The sequence below is a fragment of the Paenibacillus sp. FSL F4-0125 genome, from assembly GCF_038008565.1.
Taxonomy (GTDB): Bacteria; Bacillota; Bacilli; order Paenibacillales; family Paenibacillaceae; genus Paenibacillus_AQ.
This window is the reverse complement of the sequence record NZ_JBBOZJ010000001.1, coordinates 3,676,622-3,702,740: the sequence shown is the minus strand read 5'-3', so window position 1 is coordinate 3,702,740 and position 26,119 is coordinate 3,676,622. Positions and strand designations below refer to the sequence as shown.

The window sequence follows — 26,119 nt, the reverse complement described above, 5'->3', positions numbered from 1 at the left end:
AAAATATATATTTATACGTGTTTTAATAAAAAATAAGAAAGTATAAGTTTTACACTATACTTTATTCTTAGATTTCTCGTATAAACGCTTATCGTCCAATGAGGACGCCGAAGGCATTTTTTGCTTGTTTACGCATTATTTAAGTATAGATAGGAGCTTGCTGAGAATTTATGAGTTTACTTAGTGTAGAAGACGTTTCCCACAATTTTGGGGATCGGACGTTGTTTAAGAATGTTTCTTTCCGGTTGTTACCTGGAGAGCATGTAGGAATTGTAGGAGCAAATGGCGTAGGGAAATCGACGCTTATGAATATTTTGACAGGGAAACTGTTGAAAGATAGCGGAAGAGTAGAGTGGACACCTCGTGTCCGTTACGGCTATTTGGATCAGCATACCATCTTAACACCAGGTAAAACCATCCGTGATGTATTGAAGGACGCTTTCTTGCCGCTTTTAGAGCTGGAACAGGAAATGCTGAAGATCACTGAGCAGATGGGGGACGCTTCTCCTGAAGAGTTAGAGGTATTACTCGAGCGAATGGGGGACATCCAGGAACAGCTGGACATCGGGGATTTTTATTTAATTGATGTGAAAGTGGAAGAAATGGCGAATGGTCTAGGCTTATCCGTCATTGGACTTGACCGTGATGTCGCTTCATTAAGTGGGGGCCAGCGCACAAAAGTCCTGTTGGCGAAGCTACTGCTTGAGAAACCTAACGTACTATTGCTGGATGAGCCTACCAACTATTTGGATGTTGAGCACATCGACTGGTTAACTAACTATTTGAAGCAATATCCATATGCATTTATATTGATCTCCCATGATACGGAATTCATGAATAAAGTCGTAAATGTGGTCTATCATTTGGAGTTCGGCAAACTTACTCGTTATACTGCAAATTATGAGAAATTCCTGGATATGGCTGAGATGAACAAGATTCAACATATAGATGCTTATGAAAAACAACAGGATTTCATTAAGAAGCAAGAAGATTTCATTCAGCGTAACAAAGCTCGCGCCTCCACATCCGGTCGGGCGAAGAGCCGTGAGAAGCAATTAGATCGTATGGATCGAATTGATCGCCCAGAAGAAGCTGCAAAGCCGACGTTTAAGTTTAAAGAGAGTCGTGCCAGCGGCAAAACAGTCTTTGAAGGCATTGATTTCGAGATTGGCTACGACCGTCCGTTGCTACCTATGCTGAACATGACCATTGAACGTGGAGAGAAAATCGCTATCGTTGGTTGCAATGGTGTGGGTAAATCGACGTTATTGAAGACCATTCTCGGAGTAATTCCAACATACAGCGGTAAAACTTATCTTGGAGATTATCTGAATTCAGCGTACTTCCAACAAGAAGTGAAAGCAGCTAATCTTACACCTATTGAGGATGTCTGGAATGAATTTTCTAGTCTAACTCAGAATGAAGTGCGTGGACATCTAGCTCGTTGCGGTCTAAAAAATGAGCATATTACACGACCGCTTAGTATGCTGAGTGGTGGCGAACAAGCTAAGGTACGTCTTTGTAAGCTGCTGATGCGTGAGAGCAACTGGGTACTGTTCGATGAACCTACGAATCACCTTGATGTGATTGCCAAAGCTGAGCTGAAGCGGGCACTGCAAGAATATAAGGGTACAGTCCTGCTGGTTTCCCATGAACCTGAGTTTTATGAAGATTGGGTTACGAAAATTTGGGATGTAGAGCAGTGGTCAGCTGTACAAGTATAGAATCATCATCTTTCCGGAGAATAGCAGACTATCTGCTGTTCTCCGGTTTTTGGATACGGGGAGGGGAATCGATTGATCCATACAGAGGGGCGTGAAGACCGTTATTCTCGTCAGGTGCGGTTTGCGCCATTTGGTGAAGAAGGACAACAAGGGCTCGCGCAGTCTAGTGTATTAGTAGTAGGAGCGGGTGCGCTTGGTACCGGAATTGCAGAGACGCTGGTACGCTGCGGGGTCGGGAGGATTATTTTAGCTGACCGTGATTATGTAGAGTGGAGTAACCTTCAAAGGCAACAGCTCTATACCGAGGCAGATGCACTAGAACGGATGCCTAAGGCTGCCGCTGCGCTGAGAAAACTTCAACAGATTAATTCTGAGGTTGTTATTGAATCCCACGTTATTGATGTCCGTGCAGAGGAGCTGGAAGGGCTCATTTCCGGGGTTGATCTAATCATGGACGGTACGGATAATTTTGATACTCGGCTCATTATTAATGATATGGCGCAAAAACACGGTATTCCATGGATCTATAGTGCATGTGTAGGCAGTTATGGAATAACATATACGATTTTGCCAGGAGAAACCCCATGTCTCCATTGTCTCTTAGGGACAGTACCTATAGGGGGGGACACCTGTGATACTGTAGGAATCCTTCCGCAAGCTGTACAATTAGTTACGGCAAATGCTACTACAGAGGCGCTAAAGCTACTGGGAAAGCGTAAAACACAATTAAGAAACAAATTATTAACGTTCGATGTGTGGCGGAATGAACATCATGAGATTGGAGTGAAGGCTGCCAAAAAGGAAAACTGCCCTTCTTGTGGGAGTCATCCGATTTATCCCTATCTTACGGCAGCAAATACCGAGCGAAGCGATGTCCTTTGCGGGAGAGATACCGTACAAATCCGTCCTTCGAGACCACAGAAGCTTAACTTGCAGGAAACTGCGAATCGTTTGTCTCGTTTAGGAAGCGGAAGCGTGGACAGCAATGCTTATCTGGTTTCTTTTATAGAAGGGCCTTATCGAATGGTTATTTTTGCGGATGGCAGAGCCTTAATTCATGGGACTAAAGATATTGCTGCTGCTAGAAGCTTTTATCATCGATATTTTGGATAAAGAAGCGCTAAATAGGTGTTCAGACCATTTCTAAGGAATGGTCTTTTTGTTTTCCGGGAATTCTATAAGTACCGCAGTGATGCTAGTGCAAGTCATATAGATATGGGGGTGCTTTGTGATTGAGCAAATAATATGGTATATGGCTGATAGCACTAGTAGCGAAGAAGATCGAGTCGTTATTCAAAGTGTGCTACAAGATATTGGACTTGAAGCAACAAAAAGCGAAGATCCCGAGGATCTCCGCTTAACCATATCAAAAGTAGAACCGGTACTGCTGCTTGCTGAGTTATACGAGGTGGGGACTTGGGAAGGCTGGGATATTATTTCCGCTGTAAGAGCAGAGGGGATGATACTCCCGGTAATGGTGATTTCCGGTGAACAATCTGAATCTGGAACTGGGGCGGTTTCGGCATTCTCAGCCGGGGGTAATGAATATATGACCAAGCCTTTACATACCGGTGAATTCAAGTACAGAATTCTAAATTTATTAACCCTTACTGGACGGCGTCGAAATTTAAATCAACTGCTGAGAGTCGATGGTTTAATGCTCGATCCCAGTCGCAGATTTGTAAGTCGCGAAGGGATCGAGTTAAAGATGACGCCCAAGGAATTTGATCTATTATATTATCTCGCTGCAAACCAAGGAATGATATGTTCCCGTGTCGAGATACTTAAGGAAGTATGGGGATACCAGTTTCACGCAGATACGAATGTTGTTGATGTTTACATTAGACATATCCGTTTGAAAGTTGATAAGGGTCACCGGAACAAGTTAATTCATACTGTTCGCGGAACAGGATATGTAATGAGGGCGCCCGAAGGCGGCGCCACATCCTGAGACTAGTTCTCTATTATAGTTAAAACTCTACCAAAGAGTGATGGTTTACAGTACGCGGCGAGCCTTTAAATATGTTTTTTTCCAGTTACCGGAGTTAAGATCGGAAATCGTAACACCTGGTTTACCGTAAGTGTGCAGAATTTTGCCATTGCCTGCGTATACAGCAACGTGAGTTACATTTTTACCGTTTGCTCTGCTACCACTGGAGAAAAATACAAGATCACCTACACGAAGATCAGCTTTAGATACTGCTTTCCCTACTTTTGATTGAGCTACGGACGTACGTGGTAATGTTACGTTATATTGTTTAAAGATGTACTTTGTAAAAGAAGAGCAATCAAAAACTTTAGTAGTAGAAGTAGATGCACCGAACTTGTACGGCACGCCCATATATTTCTTTCCTAAATTCACTACGCTTTGACCTTTAGACACGGAAGCTGCTTCAACTTTCGTAGCGCCTATGCCTGTTGCCATCACTGTACCTAAGCCCATTGTAGTAACCATTCCTATAACAATCGCTTTTTTAATCCATTGTTGTTTATTCATGTTGTATTACCTCCAAGGTGTTAGTCTTTGTTGTTGTGTTTGTCTGTCTTGCTTGCCTGATTCGTAGTATAGCAGGTTATCTATGACATAAAAAATGGTAGAGGTGCAATAAAGTGAGGCTGGGTATGGGTTGGAAGCGTTATATTAAAAATTCATTAAAAGTTACAAAAAATTAATAATTTAATCTGTCAGGATATAAAAAAAGCCGAAAAACCCATGGTATATAAGGATTTTCGCGGCTTCTTTCAATTTGCTATAAAAGTTACAATGATGTTTCTAAAATGCAAAAAGGGAGCATTTTTACGTTAACATGTGCCATATGTAATTAATCTTTACTCTGAATAATCAGCAACAATCCACTTCGGATGGAAACCGTTCCTGAGGATGAAATCAGTTTATTACTTACGCCAAGAGATTGTCCAAGCTTCAGCGTAGCGTCAGTCAATAGATATTGAAAACCTTCAAGGGTAATCCCCGATACTTCTGGGGTTAAGGGTAGCAAAGAAACGTAGGTGTAGCCTAAATCGTTGATAACAGCCTGGGATCCTGTAAGGGTTATATAGTTATGAGTGTCCATGACGTAGCAATTGATTTGACGTTGAAGGGCTCTTGTCATCATTTGAATGCTAGCCAGAGAGTGATCAATTCTAGTCCCTGTAACACCTAATAGTAGAATAGAATCAGGTTGCTGATCTATTGCAATATCGAGCGCCATCTCGCTATCTGTTAAATCCTTGTTCACGGCATCACAGGTGATGGTCTTTTTACTTATGTTCTCAATATCTTGAAGTGCCTCAGGTGAAACGGAATCAAAATCACCTACTGCTACATCTGGTGTATATCCGTGTGAAATGAGAAACAATGCCCCTTGATCCGCACCGATAATAAAATCATCTTCATCTAATAGATCGAAATAATCCGGAGATAATTCACCACCGGCAAAAATAACGACGCGTTTGGATGACATAACATCCATTCCTCCTCTTAAACCTCTAGTTGAGTATCCTGTCCAGTATAATGCAGATCGAAAGGTTGCACAATTGACCTCGACAACGCTAAAATGAGAGTGTGTGATCTTTTGAGTATAATTTCACATATATTTTAGGTTTAACAACCAGGAGGTGAACGAAAATCGTAAGAGTACTGTTTGTATGTCTAGGTAATATTTGTCGATCACCGATGGCGGAGGCTGTTCTAAGGCACAAGATTCATGAACGAGAATTATCAGACAAGATTCTTGTAGACTCTGCAGGAACTGGTGACTGGCATATTGGGAAAGAACCGCATGAAGGAACGAGACGTATCCTTGATCATAATGGTATTAGCTATGAGAATATGATGGCGCGTCTAGTTAGCAGTGAAGATTTTCAAAAATTTGATTATATCGTCTGTATGGACAAGTCTAATGGAGAGAATGTTCGAAAGGTTCCAGGAGGAAATGACGCTGATCTAATGTTCTTCATGGATTTATTGCCTGAGGAGGAACTGCGTGAAGTACCAGATCCGTATTTTACAGGTAATTTTGAACAGGTATATGACTTGATCAACGCGGGCTGTGACATATTGCTGGAAAGAATGATAAGAGAAAAGCTGTAACCCAATTTGGATTACAGCTTTCTCGTTATGATTCATATGGTAAATTGAGGAAAGTTGCTGGATTAAACTGTAAGCGCAACAAGTAATCTACATACTGTTCTTTAGATGTTCACTATTTACTACTATCAACTGGTCATTAGGCGTTTAAGAAATAGAGTAGAGACTCTGGTAGCTCTTTCTGCCAGAATCCCCAGAGATGACGTCCGTCCTTCTCTCGGTAGGATACGGTTGCTCCGCGTGATTCAAGCAATGTTTTGGTTTCTCGATTCATCTGAACAAAATCATAAATGCCGGTATCCGTTTTGTAGTCAGTTTCCTGAAGACCAACGACCATATTAATGTTGAGCCAGGAAAGATCCTCTTCTTTGGCCAGCATATCTCGGGACTCAGGATAGAAAGCCCCGGAAAGGCTGATGATACGTGTAAAGATCGCAGGATAAGCAAGTGCAAGATGGAGCGATACACTGCCCCCAAGAGAGTCACCTGCTAGGATTCGTTCGTCCGGAGTACGGCGTACAGGATATTTTTGTTCAATGAAGGGAATAATCTCTTCGGAAAAGCAAGATAAGTACTGCTTGAATCTGCTGCCAAACGGCGCATATTCTTGAGTCCGAACAGCGACGTCTACTTCGACACCAACAATGATGAAGGGCTCCACGTCTTCTTCTATAATAAGACGTCCAGCAAGTGTAGCGATGCGGCCAAAGTTAAAGAATTCTTCTCCGTCTTGGCAATACACAACGGGATAGCTCAAGACTTCGTTGTAGCCGGGAGGGAGATAGATACGTAATTTGCGTTCCTCCTGCAGATGTTCACTCCAAAGCGTTTCTTTTACAATTGTGCGTTTCAGAAAAACAGAATCGCTCATAGTTGCCACGTCACCTTTCTTGTCGAATTTTGCAATACACAACGGTTTGCTCTAAAATAAATAGCTGAGTAACTGTGTGATTAATCATTTACTTGATCCAAAAGCTTTAAACTGTTATATAAAAATATATCACCTGTTATACATACAAAATTTAAAGAAATATAAATTTTATAAGTATTTCTTTGACGAAAGTAACCAAACAGGTGTATAATAATATTATAACAGAGGCAGCTGATATTCAAATTTTTTTATTGAGGTGAAGATAATGAGTAAAGTTCCTTATGAAGTGTATACAGAGGACGTCGAGGCTCTAACGGTACTTTCCCCGGATGGAGAAATTATCAACAAGGATAAAATGCCTGATTTAACCGACGATCAACTGAAAGAAATTATGTATCGTATGGTATTTACCCGTACTTGGGATGATCGTGCAGTAAATCTTGGCCGTCAAGGCCGTCTTGGTTTCTACGCACCGGTATCCGGTCAAGAAGCTACTATGATTGGTAGCGAATTCGCTTTGGAAAAAGAAGACTTCTTATGCCCAGGCTACCGTGATATTCCGCAGCTAGTATGGCACGGACTTCCATTGTACCAAGCATTCCTATATTCCCGTGGACACCAACATGGTGGAGCTATTCCTGATGGCGTTAATGTATTGATGCCACAAATTATCATCGGCGCGCAAATCCTGCACGCTACAGGAATTGCAATGGGCTTTAAATTGAAGAAACAAAAGAGTGTTGCAATTACTTACACTGGTGATGGCGGTTCTTCTGAAGGCGACTTCTATGAAGGCTTGAACTTTGCTGGTCGCTTTAAACTGCCTGTTATCTTCTTTGTTCAAAACAACGGTTACGCGATTACAACTCCGTTCGCAAAACAAACAGCTTCCAAATCGATCGCTCACAAAGCGGTTGCAGCTGGTATTCCGGGAATCAAAGTTGACGGCATGGACATCTTTGCGGTAATCAGTGCTGTTCGTGACGCTGCTGAGCGTGCACGTAATGGTGAAGGTGCTACATTGATCGAAGCTGTAACTTACCGTTTCCGTCCACACTCCCTTTCTGACGATGCAAGTAAATACCGTTCGAAAGAAGAAGAAGGACAATGGAGTGAAAAGGATCCAATCAACCGTCTTGCCAAGTATTTGGAGAAGAAAGGTCTTTGGACTGAAGAAGATACGCTGCGCGTGAAAGACGAAGCGAAAGCTACTGTTAACGAGCAGATTAAAAAAGCTGAACAAACCGAAAAAATGACAATACCTGGCTTGATCGACAGCATGTTCGAAGTAACACCTAAACATCTGGAAGAGCAAAAAGCCGATTTTGAATAAGGGGGATATCAGGCAATGGCACAAATGAATATGAAAGAAGCGATCCGCGACGCGATGCGCGTTGAACTGAATCGTGACCCTAACGTTCTTATCTTCGGAGAGGATGTTGGTAATGTAGGTGGCGTTTTCCGTGTAACGGAAGGACTGCAAAAGGAATTTGGCGAAGATCGTATTTTTGATACTCCACTAGCTGAGTCCGCTATCGGTGGTCTGGCATTTGGTCTTGGTGTACAAGGCTTCCGCCCAATTGCAGAAATTCAATTCGTAGGTTTTATCTTTGAAGCACTTGATCAGATCGTTGTTCAAGCGGCACGTTTGCGCTGGCGTTCTGGCGGTAAATATAATGCTCCAATCGTATTCCGTACTCCTTTTGGTGGCGGAGTTAAGGCTGCTGAGCTTCACACAGACTCACTTGAAGGTTTGATTGCACAAAGCCCGGGTATTAAAGTAGTAATTCCTTCAAACCCATATGATGCTAAGGGACTTCTTATCGCGTCTATCCGCGACAATGACCCTGTATTCTTCATGGAGCATTTGAACCTTTACCATGCGTTCCGTGCTGAAGTACCAGAAGGTGAATACACTGTTGAACTTGGCAAAGCTAATGTAGTTCGTGAAGGTACTGACGTTTCGATCATTACTTACGGGCTGATGGTACATACAGCTACCAAAGCAGCCGAGCAACTTGAAAAAGAAGGCATTAACGTTGAAATTATTGACCTTCGTACTGTAAGTCCAATCGACATCGACACTATTGTAGCGTCTGTGAAGAAGACTAATCGTGCTATCGTAGTACAAGAAGCTCAAAAGAGCTCCGGTGTTGCTGCTGAGGTTATTGCACAAATTAATGAAAAAGCATTGCTGCACTTGGAAGCGCCTGTGCTTCGTATCGCAGGACCTGACACAGTGTATCCATTCGCACAAATTGAAGATACATGGCTTCCAAACCCTGCACGTATCATTGCAGGCGTGAAGAAAGTTTTGGATTTCTAAAAAAAATTCTATGAGAAACGGTTGTCATCCTATATGGATGACAACGTCGTTTCTTCTTCTAAATTCTAATCATAAGGTCAGTCCCAATTTCACAAGGAGGTTTTCAAAGTGGCAAAGTTTGAATACCGATTCCCTGAACTAGGTGAAGGTTTGCATGAAGGTGAAATCATCAAAATGCATATCAAAGCCGGTGACAAGGTAACGGATGATGATATCGTAATGGAAGTTCAAAATGACAAGGCGGTAGTTGAGGTACCTTGTCCAGTGAACGGTACTGTGTTGGAAGTTCTGACTAAAGACGGTCAAGTATGCCGTGTTGGCGAAGTTGTAGCAATTATCGAAGCTGAGGGCGATGTACCTGAGCAAGAAGGTCATGCTGCTGAAGAAGCTCCAGCTGCACCTGCACCTGCTGCACCAGCTCCTGCGAATGCTAAATCAGCGAACTTTGAATATCGGTTCCCAGAACTGGGTGAAGGTCTGCATGAAGGTGAAATCATCAAAATGCATATCAAAGCCGGTGACAAAGTAACCGATGATGATATCATCATGGAAGTTCAAAATGACAAGGCGGTAGTTGAAGTTCCTTGTCCAGTCAACGGTACTGTATTGGAAGTTCTGACTAAAGACGGTCAAGTATGCCGTGTCGGCGATGTTGTAGCTATCATTGCTGCAGAAGGTGACGTTCCTGAACAAGCCGGTCATGCAGCTGCAGAAGCAGATGTAGCAAAAGGCAGTGCAGATACAACTTCTTCCCCTGCAAGCGGATCTGTTAGTGCGGCACCAGCTCCTGACCGTGATGTATTGGCTACACCAAGCGTTCGCAAATTTGCTCGTGAGCAAAAAGTGGATATTTCTAAAGTGAACGGAACTGGAAAAGGTGGCAAAATCACTCGTGAAGACGTTGAAGCATTCCTGAAAGGCGGTTCAGTACCAGCAGCATCTGCAACACCAGCAGCGGCAGCTTCTGAAGCTCCTAAGGCTGCTAAGACCGAAGCTAAAGCACCAGCAGCAGCGGCGAGCGGTAATGTTAGTCTTGAAGAAGAACGTGTACCATTCAAGGGCATTCGTAAGGCGATCTCCAATGCAATGGTTAAATCGGCTTACACTGCACCGCACGTTACCATTATGGACGAAGTAGATGTTACTGAACTGGTAGCATTCCGTACACGTATGAAACCAATCGCTGAGAAAAAAGGCGTTAAGGTTACTTACCTTCCATTCATCGTTAAAGCATTGGTTGCAGCTTCCCGTCAATTCCCAGCACTCAACGCTATGATTGATGAAGAAGCAGGCGAAATTGTCTACAAGAAATACTACAATATCGGTATCGCTACTGATACACCTAACGGTTTGATTGTTCCAGTTATCAAAGACGCTGACCGTAAGAGCATTTGGATGATCGCTAGCAGCATCACTGACCTTGCAGTTCGTGGTCGTGACGGTAAATTGTCTGCTAACGAAATGAAAGGCAGCACGATCTCTATCAGTAACATTGGTTCTGCTGGCGGTATGTTCTTTACTCCAATCATTAACTTCCCTGAAGTGGCTATCCTCGGAACTGGCCGTATCAGTGAAAAAGCAGTTGTGAAGAATGGTGAAATCGTAGTTGCTCCTGTAATGGCGTTGTCACTCAGCTTTGACCACCGTATTATCGATGGTGCGACTGCTCAAAACTTTATGAACTACATTAAATCGCTGCTCAATAATCCTGAGCTGCTGGTTATGGAGGTATAATTATGGTAGTAGGAGACGCTTCTCTAGATATTGACACATTGGTCATTGGTGCAGGTCCTGGTGGGTATGTGGCGGCAATTCGTGCCGCCCAGCTCGGCCAAAAGGTCCTCATCGTGGATAAATCGGAACTCGGCGGTGTATGTTTGAACCGTGGTTGTATTCCTTCTAAAGCACTGATTGCTGCTGCACATCAGTTCGAATCTGCTAAGCATGGTGAAGTTTTCGGTGTTACAGCTGAGAACGTTAAAGTGGATTTTGCCAAAACTCAAGAGTTCAAAAACGGCGTAGTTAAGAAAATGACTAGCGGCGTGACTAGCTTGATGAAGGGCAACAAAATTGAAGTATTTAACGGCGAATGCATGTTTATCAGCGACACAGAAGCACGTGTGTTCAATGATCATGAATCCCCACGTTACCGCTTCAAGCACTGTATCATTGCTACAGGTTCCCGTCCGATTGAATTGAAACCTTTCCCATTCGGTGGACGCATTTTGTCTTCGACTGAAGCTCTGGAACTTCCAGAAATTCCGAAGAGCATGATCGTAATCGGTGGTGGTTACATCGGCGCTGAGCTTGGTCAAATGTACTCCAAATTCGGTACTAAAGTAACAATCATTGAAGGATTGGATACTGTACTTCCAGGCTTCGATAAAGATATGACTCGTCTTGTTGCGAAGAACATGGCCAAAACTGGCATCGAAATCGTAACTAATGCTAAAGCTGAAAGTGCTGTACAGAACGACAAGGAAGTTACCGTGAAATATTCTGTTGGTGGCGAATCCAAAGAAGTAACTGCGGATTACTTGCTTGTTACTGTAGGCCGTCGTCCTAACACAGACGGTGAACTTGGTCTGGATCTGATCGGTCTAGAGCTTGATGATCGCGGATTGATCAAAGTTGATCACCAAGGTCGCACAAGCATTCCTAACATCTTCGCTATCGGCGACGTTGTTCCAGGTCTGGCATTGGCACACAAAGCTTCTTACGAAGGTAAGATTGCCGCAGAAGCGATTGCAGGACTTACATCTGTTGTTGACTACAAAGTCATCCCAGCAGTTGTGTTTACAGATCCTGAGTGCTCTAGCGTAGGTCTGACAGAGAAAGAAGCAAAAGACAAAGGCTACAAAGTGAAAGCTGGCAAGTTCCCATTCGCAGGGAATGGCCGCGCCGTATCTTTGAACAGCCCAGAAGGTTTCATCAAAATTGTTGCTAACTCCGAAAACAACCTTGTGCTTGGTGCACAAATCGTTGGTATCGAAGCTTCTAACTTGATCGCTGAACTTGGTTTGGCAATTGAAATGGGCGCAACACTTGAAGATATCGCTTTGACTATTCATGCGCATCCAACCCTTGGCGAAATCGTCATGGAAGCTGCTGAACTCGTTGAAGGTCATCCTATTCACGTAATGAAATAATTTCTCTACCCAATTGCTCTAGCAGGCACAAAAAAGGCGGAACGCATTTGCGTTTCGCCTTTTTGAGTTTTTCACTTTTTTTTGAAAATAGATATAATGGGAGGAGATGAAGCAAATTGAGCGAATACACTATAAAAATCAATCATCCGTATTTAAAAAACTTATATAGGGAGGACAAATGATGAAACCCAATAAGTTAAAGCCTGGTGATGAGTTGCGGATCATCTCACCTGCCAGAAGTCTGTCATTAATTGCTGCTGAACAAAGGAAAATTGCCAAAGAGCAGCTACAGCAATTAGGATTTCGGATATCATTTTCCGTAAATTCCTTTGAGAAGGATGAGTTTGTTTCCTCTTCGATTGAATCTAGAATAGAGGATTTACACGAAGCCTTTTTAGATCCAAATGTTAAAGGGATTCTAACGACTATTGGTGGCTTTAATAGCAATCAACTGCTACGTTATATCGACTATTCCATCATTGCAGAGCATCCTAAACGATTATGCGGGTATTCGGATATTACTGCTTTAAGTAATGCAATCTATGCTAAAACAGGATTAGTTACATATTCCGGACCACATTTTTCTAGCTTCGCAATGCTCCACGACAATGAATATACCACCCAATATTTCCGCAAGCTGATGATGGATAATAAAGAAATATTGGTGGGGCCTTCGAAGCATTGGAGTGATGATGAGTGGTATTTGGATCAGGAGAACCGTGTGTTTATCAGAAATGAAGGTCCATTCATTATCAATGATGGAGAAGCGCAAGGGACGATTATCGGCGGGAACCTTTGTACGTTAAATCTTTTGCAGGGAACGGAGTATATGCCTAGTTTGAAAAATTCGATTCTATTTCTCGAGGATGATTATGAATCATCTCCTGTAACCTTTGATAGGGATTTACAATCGCTGATTCATCAACCAGATTTTCAGTATGTCAAAGGAATGGTTATTGGCAGATTCCAACAAGGATCACGCATGAATAAGAACTTGTTGACCAAAATCATAACATCGAAAGAAGAGTTATCAGATATTCCTGTCATTGCGGACGTGGACTTTGGGCATACATCTCCTATGATTACTTTCCCTATAGGTGGACAAGCCTCACTTCGTGCGTATGGGGTTAGAGTAGAGTTAAGGATATCGGAGTAGTGAACTCCTCATATTATTAAATAAATTTAAAAAATATCTTACCTCCTACAAAAATCGGATTTTTCAGATATAATATATGAGGTGAAATATTACGGAGGTGCAGTAAATTGACGAATGAGTTAGAACAAACCTATTTGGATTTTTTACAATATATTTTAGATAACGGTGTGACAAAAGAAGATCGTACCGGAACAGGTACAATTAGTGTGTTTGGTTATCAAATGCGATTTGATTTATCAAAAGGCTTCCCACTATTTACAACAAAACGTACACCGTTCCGCTTAATCGCAAGTGAATTATTATGGTTTATTAAAGGCGACACAAACATCCGTTATCTCCTGAAAAACAATAATCATATTTGGGATGAATGGGCTTTCAAAAGATGGGTTGAATCAGATGAATATACTGGTCCAGATATGACAGACTTCGGGAATCGTTGTTTAATTGATGAAGATTTCAATCAAGTTTATCAAGCAGAGATGAAAGCATTTTGTGATCGTGTCTTAGAAGATGATGCGTTCGCAGCGAAACATGGTGACCTAGGGAATGTTTACGGTAAGCAATGGCGAAATTGGACATCTTCTACAGGTGAATCCATTGACCAATTACAAGATGTTATTCATCAGATCAAAACAAACCCTGATTCCCGTCGATTAATTGTTAGCGCATGGAACCCGGAGGATGTTATAAATGCTGGGGCAAAAGGGAGTAAAGCAGCGTTACCACCTTGCCACGTTATGTTCCAGTTCTACGTTGCAAATGGTAAATTAAGCTGTCACTTGCTGCAACGCAGTGCGGACTCTTTTCTTGGAGCTAACTTCAATATCCCGTCTTACTCATTACTTACTCATTTAATAGCACATGAGTGTGGTCTAGAAGTAGGCGAGTTTGTATATAGCATTAGTGATGCACATATTTATTCAAATCATGTTGAACAAGTTAAAGAGCAATTATCAAGAGACTTAAGACCATTACCTACATTGGTTATTAATTCAAATAAGAAATCACTTTTTGATATCGAGCTGGAAGACCTAGTTATTGAAAGGTACAATCCGCATCCTTCGATTAAAGCGCCGATCGCAGTATAACGTAATTGTCATAAATCAAGATTATTTGATCTTTATAGGCAGGAAGGAGCGTGTTTCGTGAGTATTACCTTAATTTGGGCAATGGGCACCAATCATGTCATTGGAAAAGATAATGATATGCCATGGCATTTACCGCTGGATTTCGCTTATTTCAAAGCGGAGACACTAGGAAAGAGAATGCTTATGGGCCGCAAAACGTGGGATTCGCTTGGAGGGAAGCCTCTGAAGGGCAGAACAAGCTTAATCATGACAAGAGATACAGATTATGCTCCTGAAGGCGCAGAGGTTGTAAACACGCTTGAGGAGGCTCTCAGAGAGGGTAGAAAAGACGATGAGCTGATGGTGATCGGTGGTGCGGAAATTTACAAACTGATGTTACCTTATGCTGACAAGTTGTTGTTAACCCAAATTGAACAGGATTTTGAAGGGAATACCCGGTTTCCTGATATTGACTGGAGTGTGTGGAAAGAGATTTCCAATAAGAAGGGAATACGTGATGAGAAGAATCCGTATGAATACCGTTTTCTTGTTTATGAACGTACGGAATAGCAATAAAACGTTTTCTCTGACATAACATGTGAAATAGTACAAAAAAACAGTAGATTAATCCATTACTGTGCAAAAGTAATGAGTGCTACTATAATTAAAATTAGAAATGATAATCTACAGGTATAGAATGTGCAGGTACTTCATTGCGCTGCTCACGACCATACGAAGCCGCAATATGCTACAATGTACTATACTTCAACACGAAGAGAACGGATGGGGGAAACGTAAACATGTCTACACCTACAGGTTTTATGGAGTATAAACGGCAGCTCCCAGGGGATCGGGATCCTGAGCAGCGGGTAAAAGACTGGGAGGAGTTCCACCATCATTTATCCGAGGACGAGCTTCAGACACAAGGAGCGCGCTGCATGGATTGCGGAACGCCTTATTGCCATACAGGAATTGATATGGCTGGAGGAACCTCAGGTTGTCCAGTTCACAATTTAATTCCAGAGTGGAATAATTTGGTGTACCGCGGACTCTGGAAAGAAGCATTGGAACGCCTGCATAAGACGAATAATTTCCCTGAGTTTACTGGGAGTATTTGTCCTGCTCCTTGCGAAGGCTCTTGCACAGTGGGTCTAATTGGACAGCCGGTAACCATTAAGACCATTGAGCTAGCTATTATTGATAAAGGTTTTGAAGAAGGCTGGGTTGTACCTAATCCTCCAGAGAAACGTACAGGCAAGAAGATTGCAATCGTAGGCTCTGGGCCTGCTGGACTCGCAGCAGCTGCACAACTTAATAAGGCTGGACATACTGTAACTGTATTTGAACGCAGTGACCGCATCGGCGGTCTGCTCACATATGGCATTCCGACTATGAAACTCGATAAGAGAGTTGTGCAGCGTCGTGTAGATTTATTAGCCGCTGAAGGTATTAATTTTGTAGTGAATACTGAGGTTGGCAAGGATATTCCTGCTCAGCAGCTTGTTGATGAGTATGATGCAGTCGTTCTGTGTGGTGGAGCTACAAAGGCACGCCGCTTTAACGTTGAAGGTAGTGAGCTTAAGGGTGTAATGTATGCTATGGACTATTTAAATGGTACGATTAAGAGCTATTTGAATTCCAATCTTGAGGATGGCAACTATGTGTCCGCTGAAGGTAAAGACGTGATCGTCTTGGGCGGTGGGGATACAGGTTCTGACTGTGTTGCCACTGCGCTTCGTCACGGCTGCAGCAGTATCACTCAATTTGGCACGCATGAAAAAGCACCATTACAACGTGATCCGATAGCTAATCCTTGGCCACAATTCCCGAATGTATACACGCTGGATTATGCACAAGAAGAAGCCAAAGCCATTTTTGGGGATGATCCGCGTGAGTTCTCTATCATGACCACTAAATTTGTTGGTGATGAAGAGGGGAATTTGAAAGAACTTCACACCGTCCAAATCCGCCGGATTGTGGATGAGACAGGTCGTAAGATCTATCAGCCGGTTCCAGGCACCGAAGCTGTATATCCTGCTCAACTTGCTCTCATTGCCATTGGTTTTGATGGCCCAGAACAAGATATTGTTCAAGAGCTTGATCTTGAAACAGATCGTCGTTCAAATGTGAAAGCACGTTATGGTAAATTCAATACGAATGTAGACAAAGTATTTGCTGCTGGTGATATGCGCCGCGGTCAAAGCTTGGTGGTTTGGGCTATCAACGAAGGTCGCGAAGCTGCACGTGAAGTGGATAAATACTTGATGGGGTCAACCGTTCTTGTTTAGGGATTAGGATAATAATTGTTTAAAAAGCCGTTACTCCAGCAGTTTATCTGCTGGAGTAACGGCTTTTTAATAAAGAGAAGCTTGACGTAAATATCAGTATCATATAAATTAAATACATTATTCACATGAGAAAAGCATTGACCAAGGATCTACGATTCAGAAAGCGTTAGAACAGAGAGGGAACCCACCGGGTGAAAGGTTCCTCAAACACGTGTGAATGGTATCCTGCCTTGGTAGCTGTAGCGATAATATCTACTAACCCGCTACCGGAATCGACCGTTATCCGATTTGAGGATTGCCAAATCAGAATGGATCGCATGTTGATCTGGCAGTTGAATAAGGGTGGTATCACGACACATTCGTCCCTGACGAATGTGTCTTTTTTGCATTTAGAGAAATGATTTAAGGGGGAGACAATATGCGTCAAAGCAATTTATTATTAACAACTCTTCGTGAGGTGCCTTCCGAGGCGGAGACAATCAGTCATCAGTTATTGCTGCGTGCGGGGTATATCCGCCAATTAGCTGCGGGAGTGTATACCTATTTACCTCTTGGACGGCGGGTTCTGCGGAAGATAGAAGCGATTGTGAGAGAGGAGATGGATCATTCTGGAACTCAGGAAATTCTAATGCCATCCATGCAGCCTGCAGAACTATGGAAAGAATCAGAACGTTATGATGTATATGGTAAGGAGTTGATGACTTTTAAGGATCGTCATGAGCGGGAATTCATACTCGGTCCAACGCATGAAGAAGTAGTAACCTCACTTGTGCGAAATGAGATCAGCTCTTATCGTAAGCTTCCTGTTACCGTTTATCAGATTCAGACTAAGTTCCGAGATGAACGGCGTCCACGTTCTGGATTGCTAAGAGGCAGAGAGTTCTTGATGAAGGATGCGTACTCTTTTGACATAAGCTTAGAAGGACTTGATCAATCGTACCTCCAAATGTACGAAGCTTATCATCGAATATTTAAGCGTTGTGGACTGAAGTTCAGAGCTGTACATGCAGATTCTGGTGCGATTGGTGGGGAAGGAGGAAGCCATGAATTTATGGCACTGGCTGATATCGGGGAGGATACGATTGCTGTTTGTTCCTCTTGTGATTACGCAGCGAATCTGGAACAGGCAGAAGCCATACAGTCTAATAAGAAAGAATTGAGCTTCGAATTATCTGAGTTAGAGAAATTCCACACCCCTGATCTTCGTACTATTGATCAATTAGAGCAGGAAATGGATATCCAGCCAGAACAAGTGATGAAGACACTGATTTATGAAGGAAACGGACAATTCTTTGCTGTAGTGGTTCGAGGAGATCATGAAGTAAATGTGATAAAAGTGAGTAAATATTTAGGTGCGACGGAGATTAAGCTTGCTGACTATGATGCTGTGAAATCCTTAACGGGTGTAGAGAGTGGGTTTGTGGGGCCGGTGGGTTTGACACTACCTGTACTAGTTGATGCTACAGTGTCTGGAATGACCCAAGGGATTGCGGGAGCAGGAGAAAAAGATTATCACTTTCGTAATGTTGTACCGGGTAGAGATTTTGGGCTTGAACATGTGGGGGATTTCCGCAATGTAACAGAAGGTGAAGCTTGTCCACAATGCGAGGATGGCGTGCTGCATTTTCAACAAGGAATAGAAGTTGGGCATGTCTTTAAATTAGGTACCAGATATAGTGAGAAGCTTGGAGCTTCCTTTTTAGATCGTTCTGGCAAAAGTCAGCCTATGATCATGGGTTGTTATGGAATAGGGATCTCACGTCTATTGTCAGCGATTGTAGAACAGAATCATGATGATCAAGGAATCATGTGGCCAGTTGCATTGGCACCTTATCAGGTTCATATTTTGATAATGTCTGTTAAGGACTCGGAGCAACTGGCAGTTGCAGAGGCTCTGTATGTTCAGCTTACTAAGCTCGGTATTGAGACGCTGCTGGATGATAGGGATGAACGTGCTGGCGTTAAATTTAAGGATTCAAGCTTGATTGGTATACCTGTAACGCTAGTGGTTGGTAAGGAAGCAACACAGGGAAGGGTGGAGTATCTAGAAAGAAACACAGCAGGAAAAGAGGTCCTAGAGTTAGTCGAAGCAGTTACTCGTATCCAAGCGATCTTTTCACAGCTGAATTAATTTCTATAACTCAAACCTAATACCATTGTTCAGGGCGGGAGAGTGCTGGCGGTAATTTTGTATAGTCATCGCCTTTCGCCGCATTAATCTGAGCTTGAGTTAGAAAAATACTTTCAGTTAGATTAGCGCCTCTAAGGTCAGTATCACGGAAATCTGCTCCTATGAGATCGGCACCTCTAAGATCAGCATCTCTAAGATCTGCAGCAATTAAATAGGCTCCACGTAAGTTGGCGCCTCTGAGATCAGCACCTTTGAGGTTAGCACCAATAAGATCGGCACCCCGGCTGAAAGTTCTCGAAGATTTTTTTAGTTTACGGCGAGCTTCAGTACGTACAAGTTCACTGACTTGCAGCAGCAACAGATTTATTTTTGCTCGATGAGCGTCAACATTTACTTTTAGTAGGGATTCAGGGTTAAGTAAAGTGAGTTGTTCCGTCTCATCGAGTGCTGCTTGCAGCTCAACATGGATAGTATGGGTGACTTCTAAGTTTAAAGATTCGTTTAGATACCATAACAATTCGTGTAAATGCCACATGGCCGGAAATACCTCGAACATTTGCTTCGCAGTTTTTGGATTCGTTCGCCAGTCCTCACCAGTATAGGTAACCTGAGAGAGCTTTTGCCCAGCGCCAAAACAGTCATATACCGTACAACCACGAAATCCTAGTGTTCTTAAATCTGTATGTACACCACAGCGAAAGTCTGATTGTAGGTTATGACACGGCTGGCCGGCTGCTTTATCCATAGCAAAATCAACTGAAGCTGAAAAAGGCAAGGCGGCACAGCACAAACCGAAGCAGTTCTCACATTCTGCTTTAAGATAGTGGCCGTTTCTGTCCGTAAAAGGTTCTGTGAATTTGTGATTCTCGGGCACGGTTTGATTCCTCCGATTTATAATAGAGTTTACCAAACTATTCTAATTCATAGAAAAGACTAAGTGAAGTCTGAATTTTAATAGCCTTCTAACCTATCCATTAAAAAAATCCGAGGTTAATGTTATAATAGAATACTGGACGCATTTTGGACTTAAGAACGAAAAGGTAAGGAGCGATTGTTTTTGAAGACACTCATTATTGCGGAGAAACCGGATATGGGGCGGAATATCGCCGCCGCAATAGAACCGAAGGCCAAAAATTACCGTTCCTATCTTGAAGGGGAGCAGTACATTATTACGTGGGCAATAGGGCATCTAATCGGTTTGGCCGAGCCGGATGCTTATGATGTTAAATACAAAAAGTGGAACATTAATGATCTGCCCATTATTCCAGACCAGTTCAAACTGGTGCCTAATGCGCGGACGATCGATCAGCTGAAGGTAATCGGAGACCTTGCGAAACGAAGTGACCTTTTAGTGAATTCATGCGATGCGGGGCGAGAAGGGCAGCATATCTTTTCACTTATTCAACGCCATTTAAAGCTGGAGCATCCTGTGAAGCGACTATGGATCTCGGATTTGACGCCAGAGACTATTCGCAAAGGATTTCAGGAGCTGAAGGATGGATCGGAATATGAGAATCTAACGAAAGCGGCAAAAGCACGCAGTGAAGCGGATTGGCTCATTGGTATGAACGGATCACGTGCTTTTACTACAAAGCATAATGTGCTGCTGTCCGTGGGTAGAGTTCAAACGCCCGTGCTTGCGCTGATTTACGATCGTCAGAAGACAATTGAGGCGTTCTCCTCCCTTAAGTTTTTTGAGGTGGAGGGACATTTTACTCAGAATGAAATGACCTATAAAGGGATGTGGCAGGGAGATCGGCTGACTGATGGAGAGAAGGCGGAAGCGCTAGCTGCCAAGGTCAAAGGAAAACCGGGCCGGATTGATTCCTACGAGGTCAAGGAAACGAAAGAGTATCCGAATAAGCTGTATGATTTAACGCTGCTGCAGCGGGAGGCGAACGGAAAGTACGCATTTTCCGCAAAAAAGACGCTCGATATTGCTCAAGCATTATATGAAAAGCATAAGGTGATCTCTTATCCGCGGACGAACTCCAACTATGTTACCGAACAGAATATTCCTGAGATGCATAAGACCTTATCAGCGCTGCAAGGGACGGCTTATGATGAATGGGTGAAGGGTGCGAATCGCAATCTGGTTCATAAAGGGAATAAATTCATCTGTAACCCCTCGAAGGTGGAAGATCACCACGCGATTTTGCCTACATATCGTAAAGCATCAGGACTTAGTGCAGATGAGGGAAAGCTGTATGATTTGATTGTACGGCGCTTTTTGTCTCAGTTTTATCCGGCAGCGGAGTATAAAGTGCATACCGTGATGACCGAGGTAGAAGACGAAAAGTTCAAAACCACAGTCAAGGAATTGTTAAGCCTAGGTTGGAAGGTCATTTATGCCGACCAGAAAAAGGATAAAGCCAAGTCGTCCAAAGGTAAAAACAAGGATGATGAGGAAGACGAAGAAATTGAAGTGAATGAACCGTTCGCTATCGCTCCAGCAGATGAAGTGATCTGTAGTGATGCTGTCGTTAAAGAGAAAGATACACAGCCACCAAAGCACTATACAGAAGGTACGCTGCTTAGAGCGATGGAAAGTGCGGGCAAGCAGATTGAGGATGAAGAGCTTCGTGATGCCATGAAGGATTCAGGGCTAGGAACTCCGGCTACCCGCGCAGCAACTATAGAACGGCTTAAGAATGTAGGATATATTGAAATGCAAGGTAAAAAAATTGCCATCACGCAAAAAGGACGCACAGCTATTGAGCTGATACGTGGAGCGGGTATTGAGCTGTTAACTTCGCCTGAAATGACCGGACAATGGGAGCGCCGCTTGAACGAAATCTCCAGAGGAACGGCGTCGGACGGACAGTTTATGGAGAATGTAAAAAGATTCGCTTGTATGATCGTCGATAAAGTACGAGTACAATCTCGGGCGTCCAAAACCTCTTTTGAAGGGGAAACGCCTTCTGTCAATACAGGTGCTAAAGGTCGAGGCGGTGCAAGCACAACCCGTAAAACCACTGAAAAACCTGCGGCACCGCGAAAACGTAAGGCAAGTAGCGAAGCGGAAGCTGCAAATTCAGGGCCTAAAATTATCGGAAACTGTCCACGTCCCGGCTGTGGTGGTATGATTTTTATGGGTAAAAAAGGCTACGGCTGCTCTCATTACAAGGAAGGCTGCAAATTCGTGATCTGGAAAGAGAACCATGGTCGTACACTCACGGATGCGCAAGTGAAAGCCTTGATTGAGAAAGGTCGGACGGGCAAGCTAAAGCTAACCAGCGAAGACGGTACGCCACTTGAAGGCAAATTAGTGCTTCAGAATATGGATACGGGCCAACTAGCAGTAGAGTCATAGCCGATCGGAAAGAATGTATGTACGGCAAAAAGGTGTCTTCAGCCATGTTGGATACGTGGCAGAGACACCATTTTTATTCGCTAATTATTCAGTAGCTTTAGCTAATTGCGCTTCAATCGCTGCAGTTAGCCCTTCATAGGAGGAGTCTGGAAGTAGGGCACCATTTACCATAAATTTAGGTGTACCATTAACCCCGTAGGATCCCGCAATTTTGAAGTCTTCTTTGACGTCGAACATGTAGGTATGATTCTTGAGATCTGTCTCGAATTGTGCATAATCAATGCCTTCAATGTTATCTTTGACGAAATTTAGAATGAACTTCTGTGTGGCCCATATTTTGCTCTCATCACCTTGATTGGCATATAGCTTATGGAGGTATTCCCAGAACTTCTCGTTGCTTTGCTTATAGATGGCTTCACCTGCACTTGCCGCTAGATAGGAATCTCGATCCAAGAAGGCAAAGTTCATGAAGAAGAGTTCAACTTTTCCGGTCTCCACATAGTCCTTAACAAAAGTATCCAGATATTTCTCTGTCCAATTTTTGCAGGCGGGACATTTGAAATCTGCGAATTCGATAACTTTGATTTTGGCATCAGGACTACCAAGATGAGGTTGCTTTTCATATTTCAGCCCGTCAACAACAATGCTCCCCTTCACATCGGTGTAGTTAGGTAGTCCATCAGTACTGTCCGTCTTGTCATTCAGAATAAAGACAATAACAGCGACAAGGATAACTACTACTACGCCTAAGAGCATGGGAAGCATTGGTTTGTTAGTTCGAGAATGGTTGGACTTCACGTTCTTGTTCATATCTCATCTCCTACCTCATATGGGAATTATACAAAAATAGTATAATCATCCTAGAGATAGAATGGATATGTCATTTGTAACAATGTCTAAGTTTACGTAGCACCTAGAGTTTCTGCAGGGTAGCTGTACGAATAACAGGAGGCACCTCATGGATGGAGGAAATGGTCTTCACAGCTTGCTGCATCTCTTGCTCCAGTTCTATAAGGTTGTAACTCCATTCATTCTGTTGCTTTAGATAGATACTGTTAATGCCTGCGGTCACTGCAGGGAGTACATCTGTCCGTAACGAGTTACCAATCATCCAGGTACGTTTGCGGTCAAACCCTTGTGTAGTCAAAATATTTTCAAGTGCCTCAACATTTTTATGTTGACGAATGTAGATCCGATCATCAAAGTAAGCATCCAGCTTCATTTGCTCTATCTTACGTTGTTGGATCGTATCGTCTCCACCTGTGTACAGGAATAAATGGTGACCGTCCTGCTTCAACGTATCGAGCGTTTCAACCATGCCGGGATAAGCTTCGATTTCTTGGTCGTAGACACTTAGTCCGAGCTTGTGTAATTGCTGTTCTTGAAAACGGTCTGTCGGGCGATTATATTTAGCACAAAAATAACGGTAGGTAGCGATTAGGGATTTAGGGAAATTATCGCTGGCAAGACCACTTGTGTTGACCGTGTGCACATCAATTTCTATTTGTTTGTTGCGTAATTCACTCGTGCTCGGGCCAAATTCATTAAACCAATCTGTCATCAGCTCAAAATATTGCCCTAAAATCAAATCGAAGTATTTGTTGCAGTGAACCAGTGTATCATCTAGATCGAAAATCACCTGTTGTGTCATGTATTTCATATCTCTCACTCCTTGGATCTGTATCTGTATAGTGGTCTATAGGTAAATATAAGACTCTAGGAACATTTGAAGCTCTGAGGCGCCATCTGGACGAATACTGAAGCGTTCGTCTTGTTCACCTCTTAAATGGATGCGGAGTAAGCCGGCTACTCGTAGAATCATAAGGTGGTGCATGAGCATTTCTCTGGATTGATTGAGATCGGATTGCATTTCCCACAATGACTTTGGTTCATGTGCGACATAGCGGAGTAACCGAAGTCTGGTGGGGTCGGAAAGCGCCTTAGTCATGCGCAACAGCACCATAGGGGGTTCATTTTCGTCTTCTAAAGGCACATCTACAGGATACTGTACAATCACCATAGTTTTGTAGAAGCAGTAGGTGTTAATCGGACGATTATGAACAGTTGGCAATAATACAATCGTCTTTAGATCCTTAATCTCCTCGAAAACTACACCGCCTGATGCGTATTCAATTAAAGAAATGGGGTCCATTTTGCTTTCAAGCATTTTTTTCTCAGAAGCATCTTCAATTAATAGCGGTAAAATTTTGTGCTCCACATGGCGGAAGTATTGTTCGTACCAGAGACGCAAGAGTGGACTATAGCTGTTCCGGATCCGCAATGCATCTTCAATCGTAAACTCTTGAATGAGGGGAGCAATCTGCTGATAACATTCTTCTATGGAAGCGGAATCCAGATCATCGAAGAAATGCAGCACTGAGGTTGCAGGTCCTCGAATGTAAACCCAGGCATACAGCACATCATAATCCGTAAATGGCCACTCAGCGGCTTGCATTAAAGCTGTTACCTTATGAGAAGAAATGCGATCTTCCACATCACTTATCCAGTGGGGACCAATATCTAAATTGGAGATCCATTTTCTAGTTACATATAACATAAAACTGTCTAGCAGTTCATACACCGGCGATACGTCGATCTTTAATTCGTACTCCATGTCTCATGCACCCCCAGGAAATCCGTAACATCTTCATATTATCTCTTGTTTTGAAGAGGGTTGTCCACTATAATGTTCGGTGTTTGCCAATTGGCGTTAGATCAAATTAGCGTTATTAATTTTAGGGGGATATCATCTGTGTCAGACCGGCCAAGAGTATCTATTCGCAGTAACAGCAAAATGAATTTCATGATTCTTATTACCGCTACCATAGCGGCTGGACTCAGCCAAGGAATGCTGCTTCCCGTATTATCCATTCTATTGGAGCAGAAAGGAGTTTCCTCTTCGCTTAATGGACTAAATGCAGCGGCTCTATACATAGGATCATTCGGAATGACCTTGATCGCTGAAAGAGTTCTCGGAGCGATTGGATTCAAAAAATTGATTGCTGGCGGGATCAGCCTAGTCTTAGTAAGCTTACTTCTGTTCCCCTTTTTTCCTGGCATCAAAATATGGTTTGTATTGCGTTTGCTTGTAGGTGTTGGTGATGCAGCTATCAATTATGCCGCACAGTTATGGGTACTGCTAATGACGCCTGCCGAGCATCGCGGACGAAATCTATCCCTGTACGGGATGTCCTATGGCCTGGGCTTTAGCTTGGGACCGCTGGGAATTAGCCTGCTGCGATTTGGTCAGGCAACACCTTTTTTAGTTCTAGCATTTCTATTTTTATTAGTCCTAATACTTGCCGTTACAATGCTTCCGGATTCCCGCCCAGATAAAGTTGAGAGTGGAGAGAGTCAGGTACGCCGTTTTGGACGTTGTTACAGTTTAGCCTGGTTCGCTTTAATTCCAGCACTCTTATACGGTTTCATGGAGGCGAGTTTAAACAGTAATTTTCCAGTGTATGGCCTCCGGATCGGTTACAGCACGGATCAAATTGCAGCCTTATTGCCTTTTGCAGGTATAGGGGGACTGTTGTTACAATTCCCACTAGGGCTCTGGAGCGACCGTTATGGTCGAATGAAGGTATTGATTCTAACCGGGATTGGAGGCGGAATTGCCTTCGCATTGCTGCCGCTAGCAGGAGACCATTTTAAAGTGACTATGGTACTGCTGATGATTGCAGGTGGTCTTGTAGGTTCTTTTTTTTCATTAGGGCTAAGCTTAGCTGCGGATATTTTACCACGACATTTACTGCCTGCTGCAAATGTGGTTGCTTCCTTTCATTTCAGTATAGGCAGTATTATAGGTCCAGGTATCGGTGGTTTGCTCATGCAAGTCGGCTGGGGCGGGGGGATTTTCGGCATGATGGGCGCTTTATATATCATGTTCGGATTGCTTGGGTTATTTTTCTCGCCACGGCAAAAAATTTGAGGTAAGATAAGAACGAGTGCTCGCATGGAAATTCATCTGGCTTTCAGAGTACACTATAGATTATAGATAAAGA

22 protein-coding genes are annotated in these 26,119 nt (G+C 43.1%); 15 read left to right on the top strand and 7 right to left on the bottom strand.

Features of this window, described 5'->3' with window-relative positions:
• Positions 1–170 precede the first annotated feature (170 nt).
• The 3 genes from NST74_RS16350 (at position 171) to NST74_RS16340 (ending at position 3,675) form a co-directional block, all read left to right on the top strand.
• Entirely contained in the window at positions 171–1,724 is a 1,554-nt protein-coding gene (locus tag NST74_RS16350) for an ABC-F family ATP-binding cassette domain-containing protein (protein ID WP_341113250.1), read from the top strand.
• A gap of 72 nt (positions 1,725–1,796) precedes the next feature.
• Positions 1,797–2,837, top strand: coding sequence for a ThiF family adenylyltransferase (locus NST74_RS16345; RefSeq protein ID WP_341113248.1), 1,041 nt, complete (start codon positions 1,797–1,799; stop codon positions 2,835–2,837).
• 115 nt (positions 2,838–2,952) lie between these two features.
• Positions 2,953–3,675, top strand: coding sequence for a response regulator (locus NST74_RS16340; RefSeq protein WP_341113247.1), 723 nt, complete (start codon positions 2,953–2,955; stop codon positions 3,673–3,675).
• Between the two features lie 45 nt (positions 3,676–3,720).
• On the opposite strand, the gene NST74_RS16335 is transcribed toward NST74_RS16340, so the two are convergent.
• Positions 3,721–4,221: a C40 family peptidase gene (locus tag NST74_RS16335; RefSeq protein ID WP_076118705.1), complete on the bottom strand. Its 501-nt coding sequence runs from the start codon at positions 4,219–4,221 to the stop codon at positions 3,721–3,723.
• A gap of 325 nt (positions 4,222–4,546) precedes the next feature.
• Positions 4,547–5,188: a thiamine diphosphokinase gene (locus NST74_RS16330; RefSeq protein WP_341113246.1), complete on the bottom strand. Its 642-nt coding sequence runs from the start codon at positions 5,186–5,188 to the stop codon at positions 4,547–4,549.
• 164 nt (positions 5,189–5,352) lie between these two features.
• Here NST74_RS16330 and NST74_RS16325 point away from each other — a divergent pair, with 164 nt between their 5' ends.
• On the top strand, positions 5,353–5,817 hold the full coding sequence (locus NST74_RS16325) for a low molecular weight protein-tyrosine-phosphatase (protein WP_042128296.1): 465 nt from the start codon (positions 5,353–5,355) through the stop codon (positions 5,815–5,817).
• A gap of 136 nt (positions 5,818–5,953) precedes the next feature.
• On the opposite strand, the gene NST74_RS16320 is transcribed toward NST74_RS16325, so the two are convergent.
• On the bottom strand, positions 5,954–6,685 hold the full coding sequence (locus NST74_RS16320; protein WP_283907620.1) for an alpha/beta hydrolase: 732 nt from the start codon (positions 6,683–6,685) through the stop codon (positions 5,954–5,956).
• Positions 6,686–6,950: 265 nt separating this feature from the next.
• Between NST74_RS16320 and pdhA the strand changes: the two genes are divergently transcribed.
• From pdhA to NST74_RS16275, 9 genes are all read left to right on the top strand, one after another.
• Complete coding sequence (gene pdhA / locus NST74_RS16315; RefSeq protein ID WP_042128292.1) at positions 6,951–8,018, top strand: pyruvate dehydrogenase (acetyl-transferring) E1 component subunit alpha; 1,068 nt, start codon at positions 6,951–6,953, stop codon at positions 8,016–8,018.
• A gap of 15 nt (positions 8,019–8,033) precedes the next feature.
• Entirely contained in the window at positions 8,034–9,011 is a 978-nt protein-coding gene (locus NST74_RS16310; protein ID WP_042128290.1) for an alpha-ketoacid dehydrogenase subunit beta, read from the top strand.
• A 108-nt stretch (positions 9,012–9,119) separates the two neighbouring features.
• The gene (locus NST74_RS16305; protein ID WP_042128288.1) at positions 9,120–10,745 is read left to right on the top strand and encodes a 2-oxo acid dehydrogenase subunit E2; all 1,626 of its coding nucleotides are present in this window, start codon (positions 9,120–9,122) and stop codon (positions 10,743–10,745) included.
• A 2-nt stretch (positions 10,746–10,747) separates the two neighbouring features.
• Positions 10,748–12,160, top strand: a complete 1,413-nt coding sequence (lpdA, locus tag NST74_RS16300; RefSeq protein WP_042128286.1) for a dihydrolipoyl dehydrogenase — start codon at positions 10,748–10,750, stop codon at positions 12,158–12,160.
• A gap of 181 nt (positions 12,161–12,341) precedes the next feature.
• On the top strand, positions 12,342–13,316 hold the full coding sequence (locus NST74_RS16295) for a S66 family peptidase (protein ID WP_341115907.1): 975 nt from the start codon (positions 12,342–12,344) through the stop codon (positions 13,314–13,316).
• Between the two features lie 107 nt (positions 13,317–13,423).
• On the top strand, positions 13,424–14,404 hold the full coding sequence (locus NST74_RS16290) for a thymidylate synthase (RefSeq protein ID WP_341113242.1): 981 nt from the start codon (positions 13,424–13,426) through the stop codon (positions 14,402–14,404).
• 57 nt (positions 14,405–14,461) lie between these two features.
• The gene (locus tag NST74_RS16285; RefSeq protein ID WP_341113241.1) at positions 14,462–14,953 is read left to right on the top strand and encodes a dihydrofolate reductase; all 492 of its coding nucleotides are present in this window, start codon (positions 14,462–14,464) and stop codon (positions 14,951–14,953) included.
• A 230-nt stretch (positions 14,954–15,183) separates the two neighbouring features.
• Complete coding sequence (locus tag NST74_RS16280) at positions 15,184–16,671, top strand: glutamate synthase subunit beta (RefSeq protein ID WP_341113240.1); 1,488 nt, start codon at positions 15,184–15,186, stop codon at positions 16,669–16,671.
• Positions 16,672–17,089: 418 nt separating this feature from the next.
• Positions 17,090–18,802 carry a proline--tRNA ligase gene (locus tag NST74_RS16275; RefSeq protein ID WP_341113238.1) on the top strand — a complete coding sequence of 571 codons (1,713 nt, stop codon included), beginning with the start codon at positions 17,090–17,092 and terminating at the stop codon, positions 18,800–18,802.
• A gap of 16 nt (positions 18,803–18,818) precedes the next feature.
• Here NST74_RS16275 and NST74_RS16270 read toward each other — a convergent pair whose 3' ends face one another.
• Complete coding sequence (locus NST74_RS16270; protein WP_341113236.1) at positions 18,819–19,676, bottom strand: pentapeptide repeat-containing protein; 858 nt, start codon at positions 19,674–19,676, stop codon at positions 18,819–18,821.
• Between the two features lie 183 nt (positions 19,677–19,859).
• Between NST74_RS16270 and NST74_RS16265 the strand changes: the two genes are divergently transcribed.
• A complete protein-coding gene (locus NST74_RS16265; RefSeq protein WP_341113234.1) occupies positions 19,860–22,115 on the top strand; it encodes a type IA DNA topoisomerase in 2,256 nt (751 codons plus the stop codon).
• 84 nt (positions 22,116–22,199) lie between these two features.
• Here NST74_RS16265 and NST74_RS16260 read toward each other — a convergent pair whose 3' ends face one another.
• The 3 genes from NST74_RS16260 to NST74_RS16250 form a co-directional block, all read right to left on the bottom strand.
• Positions 22,200–22,925, bottom strand: coding sequence for a DsbA family protein (locus NST74_RS16260; protein ID WP_341113233.1), 726 nt, complete (start codon positions 22,923–22,925; stop codon positions 22,200–22,202).
• Positions 22,926–23,028: 103 nt separating this feature from the next.
• The gene (locus tag NST74_RS16255) at positions 23,029–23,775 is read right to left on the bottom strand and encodes an HAD family hydrolase (RefSeq protein ID WP_042128270.1); all 747 of its coding nucleotides are present in this window, start codon (positions 23,773–23,775) and stop codon (positions 23,029–23,031) included.
• Between the two features lie 36 nt (positions 23,776–23,811).
• Positions 23,812–24,729, bottom strand: a complete 918-nt coding sequence (locus NST74_RS16250; RefSeq protein ID WP_076118692.1) for an ArsR/SmtB family transcription factor — start codon at positions 24,727–24,729, stop codon at positions 23,812–23,814.
• Between the two features lie 162 nt (positions 24,730–24,891).
• Here NST74_RS16250 and NST74_RS16245 point away from each other — a divergent pair, with 162 nt between their 5' ends.
• Positions 24,892–26,046: an MFS transporter gene (locus NST74_RS16245; protein WP_341115906.1), complete on the top strand. Its 1,155-nt coding sequence runs from the start codon at positions 24,892–24,894 to the stop codon at positions 26,044–26,046.
• Positions 26,047–26,119: the final 73 nt, after the last annotated feature.